The 19,231-nt window shown below is 60.4% G+C and carries 19 protein-coding genes; 8 read left to right on the top strand and 11 right to left on the bottom strand.

The features are described 5' to 3' along the window. Nucleotides 1-6 precede the first annotated feature (6 nt). Nucleotides 7-705: an HAD-IA family hydrolase gene (locus ABVK50_RS31560; protein WP_353646863.1), complete on the bottom strand. Its 699-nt coding sequence runs from the start codon at nucleotides 703-705 to the stop codon at nucleotides 7-9. Between the two features lie 122 nt (nucleotides 706-827). Here ABVK50_RS31560 and ABVK50_RS31555 point away from each other — a divergent pair, with 122 nt between their 5' ends. Beyond that, the gene (locus ABVK50_RS31555) at nucleotides 828-1,799 is read left to right on the top strand and encodes a LysR family transcriptional regulator (RefSeq protein WP_353646862.1); all 972 of its coding nucleotides are present in this window, start codon (nucleotides 828-830) and stop codon (nucleotides 1,797-1,799) included. 433 nt (nucleotides 1,800-2,232) lie between these two features. On the opposite strand, the gene ABVK50_RS31550 is transcribed toward ABVK50_RS31555, so the two are convergent. The 3 genes from ABVK50_RS31550 to ABVK50_RS31540 form a co-directional block, all read right to left on the bottom strand. Continuing rightward, nucleotides 2,233-2,934 (bottom strand): response regulator transcription factor, encoded by a 702-nt coding sequence (locus tag ABVK50_RS31550; protein ID WP_353646861.1) that lies wholly within the window; start codon nucleotides 2,932-2,934, stop codon nucleotides 2,233-2,235. 107 nt (nucleotides 2,935-3,041) lie between these two features. Beyond that, the gene (locus ABVK50_RS31545) at nucleotides 3,042-4,211 is read right to left on the bottom strand and encodes an aminopeptidase P family protein (RefSeq protein WP_353646860.1); all 1,170 of its coding nucleotides are present in this window, start codon (nucleotides 4,209-4,211) and stop codon (nucleotides 3,042-3,044) included. A 43-nt stretch (nucleotides 4,212-4,254) separates the two neighbouring features. Next, complete coding sequence (locus ABVK50_RS31540) at nucleotides 4,255-5,037, bottom strand: GntR family transcriptional regulator (protein WP_353646859.1); 783 nt, start codon at nucleotides 5,035-5,037, stop codon at nucleotides 4,255-4,257. A 197-nt stretch (nucleotides 5,038-5,234) separates the two neighbouring features. Here ABVK50_RS31540 and ehuB point away from each other — a divergent pair, with 197 nt between their 5' ends. The 6 genes from ehuB to ABVK50_RS31510 all read left to right on the top strand — a co-directional run bounded on the left by ehuB (nucleotide 5,235) and on the right by ABVK50_RS31510 (nucleotide 10,717). After that, nucleotides 5,235-6,128 carry an ectoine/hydroxyectoine ABC transporter substrate-binding protein EhuB gene (gene ehuB, locus ABVK50_RS31535; RefSeq protein WP_353646858.1) on the top strand — a complete coding sequence of 298 codons (894 nt, stop codon included), beginning with the start codon at nucleotides 5,235-5,237 and terminating at the stop codon, nucleotides 6,126-6,128. 240 nt (nucleotides 6,129-6,368) lie between these two features. Further along, nucleotides 6,369-7,028: an amino acid ABC transporter permease gene (locus ABVK50_RS31530; RefSeq protein ID WP_353646857.1), complete on the top strand. Its 660-nt coding sequence runs from the start codon at nucleotides 6,369-6,371 to the stop codon at nucleotides 7,026-7,028. Further along, entirely contained in the window at nucleotides 7,018-7,677 is a 660-nt protein-coding gene (locus ABVK50_RS31525) for an ABC transporter permease subunit (protein ID WP_353646856.1), read from the top strand. The genes ABVK50_RS31530 and ABVK50_RS31525 overlap by 11 nt, the downstream gene beginning before the upstream one ends. Before the next feature lie 19 nt (nucleotides 7,678-7,696). After that, a complete protein-coding gene (locus ABVK50_RS31520) occupies nucleotides 7,697-8,494 on the top strand; it encodes an amino acid ABC transporter ATP-binding protein (RefSeq protein ID WP_353646855.1) in 798 nt (265 codons plus the stop codon). Nucleotides 8,495-8,511: 17 nt separating this feature from the next. Next, nucleotides 8,512-9,546, top strand: a complete 1,035-nt coding sequence (locus tag ABVK50_RS31515; protein ID WP_353646854.1) for a succinylglutamate desuccinylase/aspartoacylase family protein — start codon at nucleotides 8,512-8,514, stop codon at nucleotides 9,544-9,546. Then, nucleotides 9,539-10,717, top strand: coding sequence for a pyridoxal-phosphate dependent enzyme (locus ABVK50_RS31510; RefSeq protein WP_353646853.1), 1,179 nt, complete (start codon nucleotides 9,539-9,541; stop codon nucleotides 10,715-10,717). The genes ABVK50_RS31515 and ABVK50_RS31510 overlap by 8 nt, the downstream gene beginning before the upstream one ends. Before the next feature lie 28 nt (nucleotides 10,718-10,745). Here the strand turns inward: ABVK50_RS31510 and ABVK50_RS31505 are convergent, their stop codons facing one another. The 6 genes from ABVK50_RS31505 to ABVK50_RS31480 all read right to left on the bottom strand — a co-directional run bounded on the left by ABVK50_RS31505 (nucleotide 10,746) and on the right by ABVK50_RS31480 (nucleotide 15,940). After that, complete coding sequence (locus ABVK50_RS31505) at nucleotides 10,746-12,086, bottom strand: MmgE/PrpD family protein (protein ID WP_353646852.1); 1,341 nt, start codon at nucleotides 12,084-12,086, stop codon at nucleotides 10,746-10,748. Between the two features lie 79 nt (nucleotides 12,087-12,165). Next, nucleotides 12,166-12,732, bottom strand: coding sequence for a GNAT family N-acetyltransferase (locus tag ABVK50_RS31500; protein ID WP_353646851.1), 567 nt, complete (start codon nucleotides 12,730-12,732; stop codon nucleotides 12,166-12,168). A gap of 29 nt (nucleotides 12,733-12,761) precedes the next feature. Beyond that, the gene (locus ABVK50_RS31495; RefSeq protein WP_353646850.1) at nucleotides 12,762-13,448 is read right to left on the bottom strand and encodes a hypothetical protein; all 687 of its coding nucleotides are present in this window, start codon (nucleotides 13,446-13,448) and stop codon (nucleotides 12,762-12,764) included. Between the two features lie 171 nt (nucleotides 13,449-13,619). Then, the gene (locus tag ABVK50_RS31490; protein WP_353646849.1) at nucleotides 13,620-13,964 is read right to left on the bottom strand and encodes an MFS transporter; all 345 of its coding nucleotides are present in this window, start codon (nucleotides 13,962-13,964) and stop codon (nucleotides 13,620-13,622) included. Between the two features lie 258 nt (nucleotides 13,965-14,222). After that, nucleotides 14,223-15,323 (bottom strand): cysteine synthase family protein, encoded by a 1,101-nt coding sequence (locus ABVK50_RS31485; RefSeq protein WP_353646848.1) that lies wholly within the window; start codon nucleotides 15,321-15,323, stop codon nucleotides 14,223-14,225. A gap of 23 nt (nucleotides 15,324-15,346) precedes the next feature. After that, nucleotides 15,347-15,940, bottom strand: coding sequence for a hypothetical protein (locus ABVK50_RS31480; protein WP_353646847.1), 594 nt, complete (start codon nucleotides 15,938-15,940; stop codon nucleotides 15,347-15,349). A gap of 751 nt (nucleotides 15,941-16,691) precedes the next feature. Between ABVK50_RS31480 and ABVK50_RS31475 the strand changes: the two genes are divergently transcribed. Beyond that, the gene (locus ABVK50_RS31475; RefSeq protein ID WP_353646846.1) at nucleotides 16,692-17,600 is read left to right on the top strand and encodes a nucleotidyltransferase and HEPN domain-containing protein; all 909 of its coding nucleotides are present in this window, start codon (nucleotides 16,692-16,694) and stop codon (nucleotides 17,598-17,600) included. A 312-nt stretch (nucleotides 17,601-17,912) separates the two neighbouring features. On the opposite strand, the gene ABVK50_RS31470 is transcribed toward ABVK50_RS31475, so the two are convergent. Continuing rightward, nucleotides 17,913-18,935, bottom strand: coding sequence for an IS110 family transposase (locus ABVK50_RS31470; protein ID WP_353646110.1), 1,023 nt, complete (start codon nucleotides 18,933-18,935; stop codon nucleotides 17,913-17,915). Between the last annotated feature and the right edge of the window lie 296 nt (nucleotides 18,936-19,231).

Genomic DNA, 19,231 nt, shown 5'->3' with positions numbered 1-19,231 from the left:
GTCCGTCTATTCGCGCTCTACGGCGTCGGCGAGATCGCGAAGCGTGGCGAAATGGAAATCCGGCTTGGTCACTTCGCCTGGGTGCGGCGATCCCCCAAAACCTTCCTGGCCCATGCGGCGCTGGATCCAGCAGACGGAATAGCCGAGCGACCGCGCCACGCCGATATCGTGATACTGGCTCTGCGCCACATGCAGGATCTCGTTCTGCTTGAAACTGAAAGCGGATTGGCGACCGAGATTATAGGAGAAGAAGCGCGGATCCGGTTTCGGGAACTGCGCCTCGTCGACCGTGACCGAATCGTGGAATGGCTGGCCGAGCGTATGCGCGTAAGCCGTGAAGGCCACCCGATCGGCATTGGTCATGGCGACAAGGCGGAAGCGCCTGCGCAGCCGGTCGAGTGCGTCGAGGGAGTCTTCGAATGCGGGCCACTGCAGAACGGTGGCCTGAAACGCGTCGGCAGCCCCTTCAGTCGCGGTGAGACCGAGTTCATGCGCGACATGCAGATAGACATCGTGCATGACCTGGCTGGAGCGGCCGGGGAACTTCTCCCTGCCTGCCAGGTAGGGCGTAAAGATGTGATCGTCGGTGAGTTCCGCGGCCGTCGGCCCGCCTATGGATCGAAAAGCATCGAGAATTCCTGTCTCGAAATCGATGAGCGTTCCGACCACGTCGAATGTCAGGACCTTGAAGCGCTTGAAGGACATCCGGCCTACCTCTCTTCTGCCATGAAACCAGCTTCCGAACGGCGGAAATTTCCGATCATTGAACAGGAGCGAATAGGTCGCCGCAATTCCACAAATGGTAATCGGGTAGGTTACATATTGTAATGGCGCGGCTTCGCCACCTGCTTCCCTCGTTCAACGCGCTCGTCACCTTCGAAGCGGCAGTGCGCTGCGGCACCTTTGCCCGGGCCGCGCAGGAACTCTGCGTCACCGGCCCCGCCGTCAGCCGCACCATCGGGCGGCTCGAAGCGCATCTGGGGGTTGTCCTTTTCCACCGCACGAGCGCTGGCGCTGTGCTGACGGAGGAAGGAAGCGCACTTTTTTCCGGCATTTCGGCGAGCTTCGACGAAATCGAAAAGACGTTGCTGCGGGTGCAGCAGGCACGGCGCTCGGGCGTACAAACCGTCGTTCTGTCGGCCTCGTCTGCCTTCGCGACACATTGGTTCATGCCCAGGCTTGCCGATTTCCAGGAAAGGTTCCCAAAGGTCGATATCCGCTTCCAGCTCATAAGCGGACCGCTTGGCGGACCCGCCAATGGGGCCGATATCGCTATGCGCTTCGACTATGGCAGCGGTCCGCGGCATGTGGCCCGTGCAGTCATGCCGGAACTGCTGGTTCCGATACGCGCTCCCCACTTCCGCGGCGTGGAAGCGTCTGCCGGTGCATTCATGCCCGCCGTCGACCGGATAATCAATCTCAGCACCGCGGAGCCGGATTGGTCGGGTCTGTTTTCTGACGCTACGCCGGACCGAAAGCCGGGCGGGCTGCAGTTTTCAGACTATACGGTTGTGGTTCAGGCTGCCCTGCTTGGGCAGGGGGTTGCGCTCGGCTGGCTCAACGTCGTCTCGCATCTGCTGGCTCGCGGCGATCTTGTGCCGGTCGGCTCGGTGATGAGGACTGGCCGGACATGCGAACTGGTCACGACTTGCAACCCGGAAACGCCGGTTGTCGTCGAGATCTGCGATTGGATCGGCGCCGAATTCCATGCCGATCTGGAACGCATCAATATGCAATATCCGGACCTCGGATTCGGTGCGGTAAGTGACGGAACCGCCATCGCGGAGCAATGCCTGTAATCTGAACTGGAGACGTCTGATAAACTGACGCTCTGAAAGAGCTGCGACCGATCCGGGGCAATCGGCGGTGAAGGCATGCAAATAGGACTGTCCTCACGTATCGCATTCACTCCAAACGCAAAACATGACCCAGACGCGACAAACGTCGCCTGAGCGGTCTTCGAGGGAGCGCCGGTTTCCCGAGGTCTGCCGGTAGGGACGCGTCGCCGCCTCCACGCCAGCAACGAGCCTTGCGGCAGCCCCTGCAAAGCCTTTCCACGGGCAAAAGCCAGTTCTCGTTGACCGTGGAAAAATACAATTCGGACAATTTGTGCCGGCACTGTAATTGTTGTCGCCGTCGAGAAGGCGCAGCTGCGATGCGTGGATCATTCCGGGAACCTACTGCGTCGCGATAGCCGGCGGCCTGGTGGCGCGTGGTTCCCTGTGACGCCGATCAGGAGGTTTGGTCTTCGAGGGCGTACCCGGCGAGTCTGACGGTGCGGATGACGTCGTTGTGCGATGCCTCCTTGAGCGACTTTCGCAGCCGGCTGATATGGACGTCGACAGTGCGAGCTCCGACATATACGTTCCCCGGCCATGCAAATTCGATCAGCTCGTCGCGGCTGAGCACCTTCTCCGGGTTCTCCAGCATGTAGCGCAGCAGCTTGAACTCAATCGGCCCAAGCACAATTTCCCTGCCATTGCGGCGCACGCGGTGTGTGTCGAGCTGCATTTCAATGTCGCCGTAGCTCAGCAATCTGCCGAACTCAGTCGCAGGCCCAGGCGGCCGGTCCGCCACGAGCCTTGAGCGCAGGTAATCGAGCAGCTTGCCCGGCGCCATGGGCCTGACAAAGCACTCGTCGATGCCCGACTTCAATAACTCAATGTGCTGGCCCTCGGCGCCGGGCGCGATCAGGGCGACAACGGGGAGGGCACTGGTCCGCGGATCCTGCTTGAGCCGGGCGCATGCTTTCGCCACCGTATTGTCTGGCCGGCAGTCCAGTACCACGGCCTGGACTTGTGTTTCGGCCGCGAGCTCGAGCGTCTCCTCGACATTGCCGGTCAGCGTGCTGGCGAAGCCATCCACCTCTAAAATGTGGCTGAGGACCAGGTAGAACTCGGCATCCTGAGAGTAGATCACGATCAGCGGCTTCATCGGCGCAGCTCAACCTTTTGGCTGCAGGAGACGTGCGGGAATGGATCTCTTGAGCCCCACAAACACGTGCACGCCAGAATGCCAGAACCTCCATCAAGATAGCGGCATCAATTGATGACAGGCAGTTGCTCGGGGGACAGCTCGCTCAGAAACTCGACACCATTTTCTCGGATATAGATCACCTCCTCGAACTGAAAGACGGCGCCGTCGAGCTCGAGCTTGGGCTCAAGATGCAGGATCATGCCCGGTCTTATGATCTCGGGATTGTCCTTCGAGATAGATGGGGGTTCGGTGACATCGAGCCCTCCACCATGGCCAATTCGGGAGACGAGCCCGTACACCGGCGGCAAGCCCTCGTCGAGCCAAAGCTGTTCGAAGGCCCGGAACACATCGCCGCAGGTCATACCCGCCTTCACGCCGTCTGCGAGGGCAATCGTCAGTGCTCGGGTTCTTTCGTATGCATCGACCTCCCAGCGATCGGGTGGACCAGCGCGAGCGATGCGGTTCCTGTCCGCGGGATAGCCGCCATAAGTGGAGCGAAAATCTGTCCAGGCATATTGTCCCGTCTCCAGCGGCTGCAAGCGGGGCGGTCGACTATAATTGAACTCACCTCTGCAGAATGTCATCGCGATCGGATCAGCGCGCTCGGCGCCATTGATCATGATGCGAGCCTGGATCTGCTGACAAAGCTCAAACTCCGTAATTCCGAGACGCGCCTCGGAGATGGCGTCGTCAAACGCGGCATTGACGATCTCGAACGAGGTGCGCTTGAGGTTGGCCTCGAATGGCGACTTGATAATACGGGTCCGCCAAAGCAGTTCGACCGCGCTCTCCAGGCGCGTCGTTCCCCCTCGCGCCCTCAAGCCATCGACGATTTCCAACGAGCCGCGGCCACACATGTCCTGTCCGTAATCGATCGCCGCCGTCGCCCTGACGGCCGGATCACGAGCCGAAATTTCCTGGACGATCGTACGCGCGCCCTCGGCCAGATAGCCCTCGTAATAGGCAATCGAAAAGCTCCGGGCCTTCGATTCGAGGTTTCTCGTCTCGATCTTGTTGGCAACGACGAGGATGTCCTGATGATCAATCACCACGAACAACGGACGCGAGTGATAGCCCCAGGACAAGGTTCGGTAGTCTGTGAAATATTCTATGTTTTTCTGATCGGTCAGGACCAGGAAATCCACGCCGTCTCGCGCCATCTCGCGGCGAACCGCGGCAAGACGGTTGTTGCGTTCGCCCGTGGGCACGTCGGGTGATGGCGGTGCTGGAAGCATGGATTTTTCTTGCCCCTGTGAGTGGCCCGTCGGGCTGTATCGGTCAGGACTTTCTCGTCCGCGCGCGCGCCAAGGGGCCCCGGCCTTTTCCAGTGGGGACCTGTTCGACCGGCACGTCGAGTTCAACCGTACACGCCAGGCGATCGAACGGGGATTCGGCGACCCCGAACACCGAGAAGGATTTGTCGGTGGTACTCAGTCGGTAGAGGCGCCGAAGCGTCGGATATCCGTTCGGGATTGCGAAAGTCTGCTGCGCCTCGGCGGAGGCCGGCGCGGCATCGATCAGCAGTTTGGTTTTGGTGAACCGGGTCCCGTGATCGCGTAGCGCTTCGCTGATGAACTTTTCTCCGAATTCGTCGATTACCTCATCGTCCAGCGAACGGGGCAGGAAAGTGGTGTCGTACATGATCGGCGTGTCGTCCGTAGAAATCACCTTGCGAACACACAGCATCAGCCCATCTGGCGGTTCCAGCACTTCAAAGGCGGGATCGGCGATCTTTTCCCTGGTTACCGAGACGAGGCGAAGCGATGGCTTCAAGCCGAGCCGCTCGGCGTCTTCGAGTGAGGTGAACGAGAAATCGAGATCGCGGATGAATCTGCGCCGCTCACGCACAAAGGTCCCAAGCCCCGGTACAGAGCGCAATATCCCGGCGGGCTGCAGGTCGCGCAATGCCCGCTTGATCGTGATGGCGCTCACCCCGAATTCCTCGGCCAGAGCCGCAGCGGACGGCAGGGGTTCGCCTACATCATACTCCCCGGCGCTCACACGGCGCATGATTTCCTGCCGCACGGTCTGGTGAAGAGCGGTTGCGACCTGTCCCGACATTCGTGCCCCCTATGTTTGGTATACTAGGGATACCTACAACACCGCGGTTTGGATGTCCATCCCGGGAAAACGGCGGCGGGGGAGCAATGCCACCGGGACAATGGCTACACAAAAGCGAAACAGAAGCTTCATAAAAATTTGACATACCTGTTATACTTGGTCTACCTTATTGGTGAGCCCAAACGGAGGAGGGTAGCATGGCAGACGGATTCCGATTCTGGCGCAAGGCAAGGGCAGCTACAGCGCTCTGCGTAACGCTCCTCGCTTCGGCGGCAGTCACCGCTACGGCGATGGCTGAGACAGCACGCGAGAGGATTTTGCGGGAAGGCAGGATCGTGATCGGTATATCCAATGGCGCCCCGTGGGGCTTTCGCGACAAAAGCGGAGAGCCTGCCGGGTTTCACCCCGATCTGATCAAGGCGGCCTTTGAGAGCCTTGGCGTGCGGGAAGTGGAACTGGTGATCACCGAGTTCGGCGCGCTGATACCGGCGCTCACTACCGGGCGCTTCGACGCGATTGCAGCCGGACTCTACATAACCCCCGAGCGTTGCGAGCTCGTTGCCTTCAGCGATCCTGACCTAAAGCTTGCCGACGCAGCTCTCGTGCTTGAGGGCAATCCAAAAAGGATCCACAGCTACGCCGAAATCGCGGCGAACCCCGAGATCAAATTCGGCGCGGGTCGCGGCAGCACGACCGCGAAGAACGCGGCCGCCGCCGGCGTGCCCGACGAGCGAACGCTCTTGTTCCCGGACATCCAGGCAAATGTTTCGGCCCTGCTCACCGGCAGGATCGACGTAGCGGCATTTTCGGCGCCGACCGTCGCTCGCATTCTGTCTGACGAAAAGATCAGCGGCATCGAACGCGCATTGCCCTTCCAGGGCCTGATCGAGGAAAACGGCAAAGAGCGGTTCGGCTATTCGGCAATCGCATTTCGAAAAGAGGATGGTGACCTTCGCGATTTGTATAATTCCCGGCTCAAAGAACTTAAGGCCGATGGCACCGTGGCGAATATCATGACCAGGAACGGTTTCAGCGAACAAGAGACGGCGCCAGACCTCACATATGAGCAGGTTTGCGACGGAGAGGGCTGACCTGGCGCAAGGGATGGCGAACAAGCGTATGAGAGCGAGCGTTGCGAGAAGGCATCAGCAATCGTGCACTGAGCCCGCAACGCCGACGCGTTTGCCTCCATTCACGCGATGTGTGCTGATGCGGGATCCGGTCTTAAGAGAACTGCGAATTGATGACCCGGAAGATGATTTCGGCAGGCGACGGGATGAGACCAAACTGTTCCGCAGCGGTAGCTTCTCTTGGATCAGGGATGCGCGTCTGTGACCATTGTTGAGATCTTCCTCGGCATTTTCGAAGGGTTCCGCGTCACCGCGACCGTGACGGCGTTTGCGCTCCTGTTTGCGGTTCCTTTCGCGCTCATATTCGGCGTGGCGCAATACCTGACCAAAGGAGCAGTCCGCCTTATCGTCACCTCGATCATCGAGTTCTGGCGCAGTTCCGCAGTGATCATCCTGCTCTTCGTCTTCTACTATGCGCTGCCGGTCGTCGGCATCCAATTGCCGGCAATCACCGTAAGCGCAATCGTGTTGGGGCTGAACACGGGAGGCTATGGAAGCCAGGCTGTCCGAGCAGGACTTCAGTCTCTCGACAAGGGCCAGCTCGAAGCCGGCATGGCGCTCGGGCTGTCGCGCCGGCGCGTCCTCTACCTGATCGAGCTGCCACAGGCGCTGGTAAGAATGGCGCCCACCTTCATCAACCAGTTCATCCAGCTGGTCAAAGGCACCGCATTGGTCTCCCTGGTGACCCTGACTGACATGACGTTCCGCGCAAAAGAAATCGCCGAGCTCGAGTACAATCCGGTCGGCATCTACACATCGCTTCTGCTTGCGTATTTCGTGGTGTGCTACCCCATCACCGTGTTCGGTCGATGGGTCGAGCTGCGCATCGGCACTGGAAGGGAACTGACCAGTGAGCTTTGACCTAGCCTTTGCCGCCTCAACCGTCCCGCCGATCCTAAGCGTGATCGGAACGACCATCGGCGTTGCGCTCCTGAGCTGCGCCGGCGCTTCGGTCCTGGGCTTCAGTTTCGAGATCCTCCGCCGCGCAGGCGCCGCGCCCGGCTATGCCTTGCGCTTCGTGATCGACTTCATCCGGTCGACGCCTGTGCTGGCATGGCTCTATTTCCTTTATTTCGTCCTGCCGCATTACGGCGTCATTTTGCCTGCCCTGATGGTCGGGGTTCTGGGTCTGAGCATTTATTTCAGCGGATACCTCGCCGAGGTGTTCAAGGCCGGCATCGACGCCATTCCCAAGGGTCAATCCGAGGCGGCGAGGGCTTTGGGATTGAACCGGATCGACACCGTATTCTTTATCTTGGCGCCGCAGATGCTGCGAAACGTTGCAGCGCCTGTCGGGAACTATTTCGTCTCGATCCTGAAGGCGACGCCGTATCTGGCCGTCATCGCCGTGCCGGAGATGCTTGGCAGTGCGTTCGACATCGCATCCGACACCTATCGCTATGCCGAATCTTTGACCGTGGTCGGCGTCGTGTTTCTTCTCCTGGCTTTGACGATCGCGCAAGCAGTCAAGCTGATCGAACGCAAGCTGCTCCAGCCGACAAGCCGTTGAACGGAAGGATTTCCATCCAATGACGCGAGCGGCACTCAGACCAGCAGAGAGAAGGCAAGGAAGCAGCATAGGCGAGCTTGCTGTCCCGGCGGCCGTGGAAGCGGTTGCGGTCGACAAGTGGTTTGGAAGCTTCCATGTCCTCAAGTCTATTGATCTGAGCGTCCCGCAAGGAGCGCGTATCGTGATTTGCGGTCCATCCGGATCGGGCAAATCCACTCTGATCAGGTGCATCAACGGGCTCGAGACGTTTCAGGGCGGCGCAATCCGGGTTTGCGGCGCCGATCTCGCCGGCGACCAGAACCGGATGCAGGACATCCGGCGCGATGTCGGAATGGTGTTTCAGCAATTCAACCTGTTTCCTCATCTGACGGTTCTGACCAACTGCACTCTGGCCTTAAGGCGCGTGCTTGGCAAATCGAGGGCCGAGGCTGCCGAAATCGCGCTGCATTACCTCGAACGGGTGAAGATACCCGAACAGGCCCACAAATATCCCGGTCAGCTTTCCGGGGGACAGCAGCAGCGCGTTGCGATCGCGCGGGCGCTGTGCATGAACCCCAAGATCATGCTCTTCGACGAGCCGACATCCGCCCTCGATCCCGAGATGATCAAGGAGGTTCTTGACGTGATGATCGACCTCGCCAGGGACGGCATGACCATGCTGAGTGTGACACACGAGATGGGCTTTGCGCGTGAGGTCGCCGACCAGGTGGTGTTCATGGATCAGGGAAGCATCGTGGAGATAGCTTCGCCTGCTGCGTTCTTCGCCGCGCCTCGCCAGCACCGGACACGGCTCTTCCTGGACAAGGTTCTTCATTGAAGCAAGGAACGTTGAGAATGGTCGGTGAAACGCGAATCTGGACACCGCTCGATTATGGGGCCGACGGGAAGCAGTCGGACTGCCTGAGGCTGCCTCATTCATCCGATCTGTCGGCATATGGTTGGATACCGATCCCGCTTGTCTGCATAAAGAATGGCAAGGGTCCAACCGCATTGCTGATAGCCGGCAACCATGGCGACGAATATGAGGGGCCGGTGGCCCTATCCAATCTGGCCCGCGAGATAGAGGTGAGCCACGTTTCGGGGCGGCTCATCATCCTTCCGGCGCTCAATTTTCCGGCGGTCGCCGCGGGTCGCCGCGTGTCGCCTCTGGACGAGGGCAATCTCAATCGGATGTTTCCCGGTGATGTAGCGGGGTCGCCGACCGAAATGATCGCCCATTATGTCTGCAACGTCTTGATCCCGATGGCGGATGTGGTTGTGGATCTCCACTCCGGGGGACGTTCCCTCCAATATATTCCAAGCACCCTGGTTCGTCCCGGCCGAACCCGCGAGGAACATGAGAAGCTCCTTGGACTGATGCGGCTTTTCGCAGCGCCGATCAGCTTCGTGAGCGATGGAACGGGCGGCGGCGGCCTCACAACGCTGGCCGCGGCCGCGCAGGAGCGGGGCGCGCTTGCGCTGACGACGGAACTTGGCGGTGGCGCCACCCTTTCCGGGAAGGGCTTGTCGCTCGCCGAGGCAGGCCTGAAGCGGCTCTTAAAGGAGTTGGGCATTCTGCCTGATATCGCCGTGGAACCCGCTTCGCCGACACGGTTCATGACCGTCCGGGGCCATAGCGCGTTCGTCTATTCCCAGGACAGGGGCGTCTTCGAGCCGGCCGCGAACATTGGGGACGAGGTGGTGAGCGGGCAACTCGCGGGACGCATCCACTTTCCGGATCTGCCAACCCGCCAACCCGAAACGCTGTTCTTCGAATCCTCCGGCCTTGTTGCGTGCCGCAGATTTCCTTCGCTCAGCGAACGCGGCGATTGCCTCTTCAAGCTGATGGCCGATATCGATGTCGGCACTGGCCCCGCCTTGCATGCTTAGATCAGCCGGGAAGCTCAATCCGCGTGTGACCGGCATGCGCTGCCTTCGTTGCGCGACCCTGCATCCGGTCGCGGACTATTTCGAAGGTTGTCCGGTCTGCTTCAAGCTGAACATGCCGGCGAGCCTTGCAATGGAATACCGGGAATTCCCTAACCGTGTCGAGTGCGTTGGAGATTGGCAGGTCTATCTGGATCATCCAGCCCTGGGAGAGGGCAACACGCCTCTGGCGCCGCTGGACAGGTTGGCGGAAGAGATCGGGATCCGCGGCCTTTGTCTCAAGAACGAGGGCGCCAACCCGACCGGCTCGCATAAGGACCGTATGAGCAGGCTTGTCGTCCAGCGTGCCCTTGAGATTGGCGCTTCGACGGTTGCTGCGGCCTCCAGTGGGAATGCCGGCGTCTCCCTGGCGGCCTACGCGGCACATGTTGGGCTGACATGCGTGATCATCACCACGCCTGACATGAACCCGAATTGGCGGCGCGCAATCGAAATGCATGGAGCGACACTGCTTGCCGCCACAACTCCCGAGCAGCGCTGGGACGTGCTCGCGCGTGGCGTGCGGGCCGGGGACTGGTATCCCGCCACAAATTTCGTGGTTCCGGCGGTGGGCAGCAATCCTTTCGGGGTGGATGGCTACAGGTCGATTGCTTTCGAGCTTTTCCTGCAGCTTCAGGCAGATCCACCTACCGACATCTTCGTGCCTACGTCGAGGGCTGACCTTTTGTGGGGGATCGGGCGCGGCTACTGCGATTTGCAGGTCGCCGGCTTCGTGAAGAGGCGACCTCGTGTGCATGCTGTCGAGCCCTTCGCCCGGATTTCCAGGGTGTTTGCGGGTGAGGATTATCGCGCGAACTTCCCCGGCAGCACGGCGATGACGTCTATCGGCGGCGCCACCGTGACCTACCAGGCACTCAACGCTCTGAAATCATGCAGGGGCAGGGCGGTGGTCGCAGACGACGAAACTGCCCGTGTGGATCAGAAGCGCCTTGCGCAGAGTGGGTTTTACCTTGAACTTTCGAGTGCGGCGGCGCTGACCGGTCTCAGAAGGCTCGTCTCCCAAGGCGTGGTGAGGCGGGATGCCTCTGTCGTGCTCATCGGCACCTCAAGCGGCTTTTGCGAATACGAAGAGTTCTCGAAGCCGATTACCCGCGCAGATCGGGAAGCCGACTGACCTCGTGAATCGGCTGTCTGCGCTTCCATCACGCCACTGACTCGATCGGCCGGGCTGCAAGGCAGGCGAAGAGCGGTGCGCTTTTCCCCTGCTTGAGGAGCGCCACCGATTCAATGAGTCTATCGAGCTCGGCCTGCGAAAGGAGGCCACGGCCAAGGTCGTGGAGCTTGTCCGCGACGGCGGCCTGGTCCATCGGATTATTGGCATCGCCGAGCGGCCGAGGCACGTCGGCGACGACCTCCCGGCCGTCAATGATCATGGTAACCCGCGCTGGCGTCCTGCCCGGAAACGCATTGGCAAATTCCTGCGGGTATCGGGTTTCCACTTTTGCAGCCAGATCGAGGACTTCGGCGTCGGCCAGCGAGTGAGGGCGCAACGGCCGGAAGGCTTTCGCCCCTCTGAGCGCTGCCAGTGCTGCCGCAAAGGGGACGGAGAATTGCCCGCCCTCGAGCGACTTTGGCGCAATCTCGTTGGGGAGTTTGCGTGCTTCTGGAAAGATATCGACGACTATCCGGTCGATGGGTTTCCCTTGATCTTGGCGGGCGACGAGCATCAGCACGGCATCGATGACCGGATGTGTATAGCGACAAGCGGCATATGGCTTGAGGTAGGTTTCGCTGATCAGCCAGCGGCTGCCGAGATCGGCGGTGATGGCCAAAACGTCATAGGCGCGGTTCCGGTCCAGCATGTCGATCGAGCCGCTCATCCCATAGCCGGCCCGCCCGACCGCGAACAAGGCCGTTACCGTCGACCAGGGGCTGCTGCCCTTGACGGAACTTGCCTGGCAGTCGCCTTGCGGCAGGTTTCGGGGCGCTTCGGCTCCGGCGATTGCGATGGCATGTGCGACCTGATTGGGCCGCATGCGGCGCAGCCAACCAATGGCGGCAGCCACTCCGAAGCCTGTCCATTGGCCGCTTGCGAAGCTCATCGTGTCGGTGAAGCGACGGGCGGCGGCAATTCGCAACGCAACGTCGTAGCCGAGTGCGGTGGCGGCAAGCACGTCGCAGCCATCGCTGCCGAGCTTCGCTGCTTCCTGCACGACGGCTGGGATAATGGCGGCGCCGGGGTGACCTGCGGCGAGGCAGTGTCCATCGTCAATGTCGAGTGAGCTTGCCGCCGCGCAATTGGCAAACAGGGCGCCGAGCGGATGCAGCTTCGATTGCGTGAACCAGGCGGGCGCCGCGCCGGCTCCGAACAAGAGCTTCGCGGCTTCAAGTGAGAGCCTGGCGTTATCGGTTGGAATCCCGCCAATGAGAGACGCTAGCGTGTCGAGAATGGCGCGCTCGGTCTTCTCGACTGCGATACCGGACAGGTGCTCGTATCGCGCATTGCAGACGAATTCGGCGAGTTGCTCGGCAACGAAGCTCATCAGTTCCTCCGCTTGGTTGGATACCTAGTATACCTAGGCTCCCAGTTTGGAAAGATGCGGAGTGGAAAATGTGACATCGTCAACCGCTGTTGCGGCTGATGATGTAGCTGAGAATGTTCTGTTGGCCGATGGGACCGCGATAGGTTGCTCCAGTGTCGATGAAGCCACAATTGAGATAAACCGCCTTCGCGACCAGGTTGCGCGTGTTCACGGCGAGCATCAGTTGCGTCACGTCGGGGCGGTTCTGTCGGACCCAGGCAGCCGCCAACGCCGTTCCGGCCCGACCGTAGCCCCTGCCTTGACGGGCGCGGCCAATACGGAAGCTGTGCAGGGTGACTACGTCCTGTGGCGCCCAGGCTGGCACTGCTTTTTTCTCACGTAGAATGAAGAAACCGACCGTCTCGTCCCGGACGACGATTGCGAAGGGATGCTCCAGGTCTGGGTGCAGGCTGTCCTGCAGTTCGTCGAAGATCGGATCCACCGAGCCGGCAAACTGTTCCTGTTCAGGGTCAAGCAGTAGCCGTGCGATGGCGGCCCGATCGGAGCCAGCGACGGGGCACAGCTGGATGTCTTCCGCGCGAGCCCTGCTCGCAGACAGCTGAGACAACTGCTTCGCGTTCTGACCAAATTCTAATTGTGGTTTCATGTGCTAGATCAGTTTGTTCAATAATCACATTAGGGAAGGCTCGACCCCGATCGGGACCGCGACAATCGTTTCTGCTCAGCCGTTGCCGAGGTCCATTGCGCCCACACAATCGCGCCGCTTCCGCACGCAAACAGACCGGCCAGGCCAAGATAGATGAGTCGGATCCGGACATCCGGGATGAGGCTCGGGAGCAGGTAGATACTGATGGCTGTTAACCCGACCGCGGCATCGATATTGCTTCGGACCCGGCCAACCATCTGGTTGACCACGACCTTCAGCACCATCACATCGCTGCCGGCGCGGATCATCATGAACGACAGGCCGATCAGACCCTGCCAGAGCACAGCCTCGCTTATGGTCTGAGCCGTGGAGAAGCCGCCAGTGGCGGCAGCCAGAAAAGCGGTTCCCGCCGCGATCAGAACCCTCTCTCTCACGGCATTGGAAAAGCAGGCGAGGGCGACGCTTCCGATCAGCCCTCCACCTGAATACATGGCGGCGACCCAGCCGTAGAGATCGGATGAAAGTTTCAATTCAAAACGGGCAAAGCCGGCGAGAAGGGCATTGGAAGCGTGCGCGGACGCATAGGCCAGCAACAGGGCAAATGCCGCAAGCGCTAGAGGTGGCTTCCTGAAGATTTCCAGAATGCCTTTGAACAGGCCCTGCATATGGCGGTTGTCCATCGCCGGACAGGTGCGGTCTTTTTCGAGGCGCAGCAACGCCGAGAGCGCGGCAGCCGCGAACGACAAGGCGGCGCAGGTGATAAGGCTGCCGGTCACGCCGGAAAGCGCAAGGCAAAGCCCGCCAAGTGCAGCGCCGATAATGTTTCCGACCTGGGTGGAAAAGATGCCGGAAGAAACCGTCCGCATCAGCGCCGGTCCGCCGGCCAGCTAAATCAAGGCCTGACTGCTGGGATAGGAAAGCAGCGAGCCGACAGACACCAGGCACGCCGTGCCGTAGAGGAACGTGATCGGCGTGCGTTCAGGCGAATAAGCAAATGCGATCAGGGCAAGAAGTACTAGGCCTGCGCCGTGAACGATCTCGCCGATGACGAACAGCGTGCGGCGGCGGAAGCGATCGACAACCGGCCCGAGGAAGGGGCCGACGGTAAAAGCCAGCAGCTGCCAGCAGATCAGGACCTTGCCGACCGATGCGATTTCTCCGGTAATCTGAAGCGCAAACCACGAGATCAGTACAATGAACATGCTGCGCGCGCACTGCATGGCGAAAAGCATCGCGTAGATCAGGTAGACCGACTGCCTGAAGCAGCGCGCTTCCCGGTGCTGATGCATTGGGCGCTCGCGGTGAAAACACATAGTTACGTCCAGTTCATCGCGTGCGGGATCGCCGGGCCGGGCCGCTCCCGCTTCGGAAATCAGTTTCTCTCGCTATCGGCCAGTGCCAACGAGCATCACTGGGTCGTCTGGTCCGATCGACTCCGCGCTTGTCCCGCTCGCCTACCGCAAATCGGATGAGAAGCGGGTTTGCCGCCGTCACGCCGCCGAGGCTTCATCCGCGAGCGTGCACGCCGGGCTGGCTCCAGCCACGCTGGCGCCGCTCGTTGTGCTGGGCTGCGCAAGGACGTCCTCGAGCGTGCGGCGATCCCATGAAAAGCGCGACCATCCCGTCATGGGATGGGTTGGTGTGGTGACCGTTACTGGGGTTTCGCGCACGGGTGCGGTCCAATCCGGCACCGTACCGAGCCATTCCTCGTTATAGACCGTCTCGATATATCTGTGCCCTTCGTCGGGAAATATCGCCACGGCCGTCTGGCCGGGATTGTTGCGCGACCACCATTCGGCAACCCGGTAGGCAGCGCCGCTGGTCGGTGCCATGAACAGACCATGGTTGCGATGGAGCTCATGCGTTGCATGGAACGCCTCTGCCGGTGTCAGCCAGTGGACCTCATCGAACTGGCAGTGGTCGACGTTGGTTGGAAGGATATTGCCGCCGAGCCCGCTGAGATTGAGCCTGCCGCTCGGCTGGCCGAACAGGACGCTATTGGGCGTATCGACGCCGATTGCGTGCAGTTCGGGAAACAGGACCCGCAGGTAGCGGCACGTTCCACTCATTGAACCGCCGGAGCCGACAGGGCCTACCAGACAGTCCAGCTTTCCTATCCTGTCGATCAGCTGCTCGGCGATCTTGGCGTAGGAGAGCGGATTGTCTGGATTATAGTATTGCGAGGGCCAGTAGCTGTCTGGAATGTCGCGCAAATAGGTCTCCAGGCGATCAAGCCGCGCCTGCTGGAAACCTCCCGAGGCGGCAATCCTGCCGACGATCTCGACTTCGGCGCCAAGCTCGATGAGGCGACGGTGAAGATGGCGGTCAAGCGCCCAGTCGCTGACGAGGATCAGCCGGTATCCAAACTGTGCGGCCAGCATCGCCAGGGCAAGGCCGAAGGTCCCGGACGAGGATTCGCAAATCGTCGCCCCTGGTTTCAGGTGACCCTGTTCGGCGGCGCGCTCCAGCATAAAGCGAGCAGGCAGGAGCTTCATCAGGAAGAAGCTGACGCCGAACAGATTTGGCCTGAGTGGTACGATGCGTGGGTTTTCGAAATCTTCCAGCTTGCGCATCAGTGTACGAGTCGGCATTGTTCCCTCCCGGCGCGTAAGTCTCAATGGCGAAAGATCGTCGGTTCGAAATCGATCCTTGTCAGGTCGCTTGCCGCGCGTTGGATGTTCTCGGGCGTTTTTTGGTCCATAGCGTCGAACATCAGCCCCACGACCGTTCCGCTGTGAGCAACCTGTGTACCGATGGCTCCGAAGCGGGCGCCGATCGTTTCGATCTCCTTCAGGCGCGGCTTCGGCAGGAAGCGCTCGTTGATGCGCGCACTCGCCGTTGCGACCCTGCCCAGCAGCCGGACATCCGAGTTCCTGATCGCTGTTCGAAGGAGACTACGGAGCGGGCGGAAGGTTTCGATTTCCGGCCGGTCATAGCGCGCTGGCTCGAATTCCAGCGTATTGACCGTCACGTAAGGTGTTGTGTCGATGCTGATGATGTCGATTGCCGGCAGCGGCTTGCAAAAGGCTTCCATAACCACGCCATCGCGGTGGGCAAACAGCACCGCCTGCTGCTTGAATAACGTAGAATCGCACGCGGTTTCCGCAGAAACCGCAATTTGCATGATCTTGTCGGAAGCCGCTTCGATTCCGAGACAATCCAGAACCGCCAGGACACTCGCCAGGACATCGGCCGTGGAGGAACCCATCCCGCGGCCAACGGGATGTTGCTGTCAATGATCAGATTGCCGCCGGTCCGGGGTCGCGCAAATAGGTCCAGGGTCAACTCGGCCGCCCGCCTCGCCTTTTCGCAGGAAGCTGGCGCGACGCTCACCTTCTCGCTGTCGTTCGGCCTGAAAGTGGCTTTGGACTTCAGGTGACGGCACGGCAGCGAGACCAGCGCGCGCCGCAGCTGCGCATTCTCGTCTTCGAACACGCCTTGAACCAGTTCGCCGTGATGCCCGATGGCTTCGGCGTATCGCGCAGCGGTGAGCATGGACACTCCTCCTGCCTGGCGGGAATTGCAATTTGGCTTCTACTTCTAAAGTTCGGTGACGGACACTTTCGCAGGCAGGGTGCAAACCGGCAACTGATGAAGCAAGAATTTTATGTTATGTTTCAGTTATGTAATCGGCAAAGTTGACGCATTTGTTCAACGTTAAAGCCGCGAGCGTAACAATTACGCAGCACGTAGCACAGAAGCTAGCGGCCCTAAAAGCATCCGCCAAGCCAAGGCTGCGCACGCCGGACAGGGGATGCCCGCCACACGCGGGCACCCACAGCTCCGCGATATGAAGGTTTTGCACCGATGCGACAGCAAATGTGTCGTGACCGTAACCAACCGGTTGCCGAAGTGCTTCCCTGCGCATCGGGCGGCTAGGCGCAGGCAGCCTTCCCGGAGAGCTGGAGCCTGCTATAAGGGTGGCCTGCGGATCCCCTCAGCATCAATCATAGGGCCGGATGAAGACTAGCATCGATCATTTACCGGAGCACAAGCAGGAGGAACTGGCCCGTGTCGTCGAGATCCTGCACGCCGAATTAGAGGACGCCCTGGCGCTGAGCAGCACCGAGTGGAAGAAGAGCGGGCGCATCCTGAAGATCATCCTGTTCGGCTCCTACGCCCGCGGCGATTGGGTGGATGAGCCGCATACGATGAAGGGCTACCGCAGCGATTTCGATCTGCTGGTGATCGTCAACAACAACAAGCTGGCCGATTTCGACTATTGGTACAAGGCAAAGGACAGCCTTGTGCGCAACCGCGCTGTAAAGACGCCGACAAGCTTCATCGTACACAGCCGCCGCTTCGTAAACACGGCGCTCCGGCAGGGGCAATATTTCTTCACCGACATTCGCCGCGAGGGCATCGTTCTTTACGAACTCGACGACGAACCGCTGGCCGAACCCAAGCCGCTTACGCCGAAAGAGACATATCAGACGGCCAAAGAGCATTTCAGCGATCGCTTCCCTGGTGCCAGGGGATTCCTCGACACCTCTCTATACGTGTTGAAAACAGATCGGAAAAAGGAAGCGGCTTTTCACCTCCACCAAGCCATCGAACATGCCTACGCGACACTGCTTCTGGTGCTCACCAACTATAGCCCGCCATCCCACAAGCTGACGTTCCTGCGGGGACTTGCTGAGGACCAGGACAGGCGTCTTGCAGAGGCATGGCCCCGCGAGCAGCAACGCCATCGCGCCTGGTTCAACACGTTAAATGAAGCTTATGTGAAAGCACGCTACTCGAAGCATTACGTGATCAGCGAGGAAGCGCTGGTTTGGCTTGGCGAGCGGACTTCGGAACTACACCAAATCGTGGAGCAGGCTTGCCTGGAACAACTCGCGCGGCTGAAAGACCGCGCCTGCGTCTAGGATTTGGGAGTCGAGCCTATCTCGAGATGTCGGGTTGGGGGGCCGTGTATGGACGGCTCTCCGTTGGCAAGGGTTTATTTGAGCATTTTGCAGTTGCTGGTTGGTGCGGCCATGTATCCGACCTGTAAGTGCGGCTTTTCACGCGCCGCTGGCCATAATGCCATTCGCGCGGCTCAGGTCCCGATCGTAAGCTCGCACTCGAGGTGCACGGCCCCAGTGGGTTTTCCTGATCCGGCGGTTTCAACCGGCTTTGTGCATCAGCTCCTGTCCGCCCTTTCCAACCTCGTCGGCGATCGCGCGCCTTGTGTCGTTCTACGCGATGATCGGCTCCTTGTAGCGCTCGCCGTTCGTCATCAGTGCCCAGACCATCCGCGCGGTCTTGTTGGCGAGCGCGACCGCCGCCACCTTGGTTGTTCGCCGTGCCATCAGCTGCACGAGCCAGGGTCGCCTCGTGCCGTGCCGCTCGGCATAGCGGATGACCGCCATCGCTCCGACCACGAGCAGCTGGCGCAGGTAGCGATTGCCGGCTTTGGAGATGCTGCCGAGCTTCTCCTTGCCCCCGCTTGAGTTCTGCTTGGGAACGAGCCCGATCCAGGCCGAGAGGCATCGCCCCGACTTGAATGCGAGCGGATCGGCGACGGTCGCGACAAACGCACTCGCCAACAGCGGGCCCACCCCTGGTATCTCCATCAACCTGCGACCCAGCTCGGTCTCTCGCGCACTCGCCCGCACCCTGCGATCGTTTTCAAGGATCTGCGCCTTCACGACCGTGAGCTGCGCCTCGAGCATTCGCAGGCAGAGCCTTGCGTCAGCCGGTATCCTCGTGTCGTTATCATCGTTGATGACCACGAGCAGTTGCTCAATTCCGTTACGCCCGATCGGCGCTACGATCCCGAACTCGGACAGATGGGCCCGTAAGGCGTTCGATATCTGCGTGCGCTGGCGGTTGAGCATCAACCGAACCCGGTGCAACATCATCACACTCTGCTGGTCGGGCGTCTTCACCGGCACGAAGCGCATGGTCGGCCTGGTCACCGCCTCGCAGATGGCCTCGGCATCGGCCGCATCGTTCTTCTGTCGCTTCAAATAGGGCTTCACGTACTGTGCCGGCAGCAGTCGCACATCATGACCTCGTGCGGTCAGCTCTCTCGCCCAATAGTGCGAGGAACTGCAGGCTTCGATCCCGACCAGACATCGCGGCAGTTTCTCGAAGAACCCCAGCACGCGCCCGCGGGTCAGCTTCCTTCGAATGACAACCTGGCCCACGGCATCTACGCCGTGGACTTGAAACAAGGACTTCGCGATATCCAGACCAATCGTCGTAACGTTGTCCATCTCAGCTCTCCTTCAGCTCTGGCCCAGCGACTATAGCCGCAAGGCGGAGGAGAGCCGTCCACCGCATCATGAGCGGACTGGCAGTTTTTGGGGCGACATCAGCGGAAAGCAGCCGTTCCGTAAACGACACCTTTTGCGGAAATTCAAATTAAGACGCCGCTGGACGGTGGATCACTTTCGCCATGGGGCGGGGTATCTCTGCCGCCTGACGCTCACCCGAGTAGGAATGATCCAGCTTATGCAGCCTGGTCGTCGGGATCGTCCGATTGCAGAACCGCCGTCAATAGCTCGCGGTC

Origin of the sequence: Mesorhizobium sp. WSM2240 (assembly GCF_040438645.1) — a bacterium.
GTDB lineage: Bacteria > Pseudomonadota > Alphaproteobacteria > Rhizobiales > Rhizobiaceae > Allomesorhizobium.
Note: the sequence above shows the minus strand (reverse complement) of the source record. Positions and strands in the feature narration are given on the sequence as shown.